3 protein-coding genes are annotated in these 1,624 nt (G+C 62.6%); all 3 read left to right on the top strand.

Annotated features, from left to right (window positions below):
* Positions 1–412 precede the first annotated feature (412 nt).
* From OKB81_RS20250 to OKB81_RS20260, 3 genes are read left to right on the top strand one after another with little or no spacing between them, the layout of a single operon-like run.
* Positions 413–844, top strand: a complete 432-nt coding sequence (locus OKB81_RS20250) for a MerR family transcriptional regulator (protein ID WP_160839552.1) — start codon at positions 413–415, stop codon at positions 842–844.
* Between the two features lie 54 nt (positions 845–898).
* On the top strand, positions 899–1,381 hold the full coding sequence (locus OKB81_RS20255) for an NAD(P)H-dependent oxidoreductase (RefSeq protein WP_234888721.1): 483 nt from the start codon (positions 899–901) through the stop codon (positions 1,379–1,381).
* Entirely contained in the window at positions 1,354–1,503 is a 150-nt protein-coding gene (locus OKB81_RS20260; protein WP_234888722.1) for a hypothetical protein, read from the top strand. Before OKB81_RS20255 ends, OKB81_RS20260 begins: the two co-directional genes overlap by 28 nt.
* The last annotated feature ends 121 nt before the right edge of the window (positions 1,504–1,624 follow it).

Below are 1,624 nucleotides of genomic sequence, written 5' to 3' on the forward strand. Positions count from 1 at the left end.
ACTCATGATGAACCCTTTTTCATGGCTCCAGATGACAAACATGATCTCATATCAGGGACTTGTTCGCACCTTCCCTAAGCCTTAAACTGTCTGGCGTGAAATTGCCCGAAGAAATATCTAGCGCAATCAAAAATGGAAAAAAGGCATCTGCCAAAGCTGGCAACACAGAAATCGAAGTAATCCGAATAGATTGGCCAACAGGCAAGGGGCACGAACTTAAAGTGTTCTTTGAGTAATCATGAGGAAAATCTGGGACACCCACCATCTCGATAGCAGACTTACCTGACAAGGTGGGTGTCCTCTGTCAGTCATCCCCTGTCAATGTAACTCTCTTCTCCCCCTCGGGGATTCAATCCCCCCTGCCACTGGCCTATAGTGAGCCCCTACTCGAACAACCTTTGCGAGCAGCACCATGTATATCGGCGAATTTGCCCGGCTGGCGGGCACCACCCCAAAGGCTGTCCGTCTCTACGAGCAGCTCGGGCTGCTGCCCGAGCCCAGGCGGCGCGGCAAGTATCGCGTCTACCGGGCCGAGGATCTGGAGTGGGTCGGGTTTATCCGCGAGGCCCAGCGGCTTGGCTGCAAGCTCGGGGAGCTGGTTCCCCTGCTCGCGGGCGTCACCAGCCTCGATCACTTCCCCTGGCAAAGGGTGGAGCAGCTTATCGCGGACAAGCTGGCGCAGATCGAGGCGGAGGTCGCCCGGCTGCAACGCCAGCATCAGGGCTTGAGCCAGTGCGCCACGCTGCTGGCGCAGCACCCCTGCCGCTATGGCGCCCCGGCGCGGCAATTCCCCGACGGGCGGGATCATCCCGCCGCCGCGGATCGGGGGCAAAAGGTGGCTTGACTCTGTCCCATGGGACAAGGGGTGTAATGGGGGCTCACTTCAAGGAGCCATACCATGACCCCCAACCTGCTTGTTCTCAACGGCAACCCCAAACCCGACAGCCTCTGCCACGCCCTCGCCCGGGAGTATGCCCGCAGTGCCGAGCAAGGGGGCGCGCGCGTCACCCTGCATCACGTGGGGGAGCTCGCCTTCGCGCCGGATCTTCACCATGGCTATGACGAGGCGCAACCCCTCGAGCCCGATCTGCAGGCGGTGCAGCAGAGCCTGGTGGAGGCCCACCATCTGGTGATCGTCGCCCCCGTCTGGTGGGGCCACCTGCCAGCCCGGCTCAAGGGGCTGCTGGATCGCACCCTGCTGCCGGGTTTCGCCTTTCGCTACCAGCCGGGGAAGGCGCACCCGGAGCAGTTGCTCGCCGGCAAGACGGCGCGCCTGCTGCTAACCATGGACAGCCCCCCTGGTATTACCGCTGGTGGCAGGGAGCCCCCCTGGAGCGCACCCTGGACAAGCCAGTGCTGGGGCTGTGCGGTATCCGGCTGACCCACCGCCAGCATCTGGGGCCCGTCCACACCTCGGATGAGGGGGCCCGCCAGCGCTGGCTCAGCCAGGCCGGGGCCGCCGCCCGCCACGATGTGCAGCGGCTGGGCAGGCGCCCCGCCTAATCCCTGCCATGGGCATGTTTTGCCCATTAAAAAGCCCCGCAGTTGCGCAATGCTGTTCACTTAAGCGGAGCCGCATTGCGATTTACCGGAAAACGGGTCTTTGATATCTTCACCGCCCTGG

It is taken from the genome of Aeromonas sp. QDB56 (genome assembly GCF_027705505.1).
Lineage (GTDB): Bacteria > Pseudomonadota > Gammaproteobacteria > Enterobacterales > Aeromonadaceae > Aeromonas > Aeromonas caviae.

Excerpts from the sequence above, each read along its gene's own strand:
- OKB81_RS20250 (WP_160839552.1), top strand. The coding sequence starts at position 413 with ATGTATATCGGCGAATTTGCCCGGCTGGCGGGCACCACCCCAAAGGCT.
- OKB81_RS20255 (WP_234888721.1), top strand. The coding sequence starts at position 899 with ATGACCCCCAACCTGCTTGTTCTCAACGGCAACCCCAAACCCGACAGC.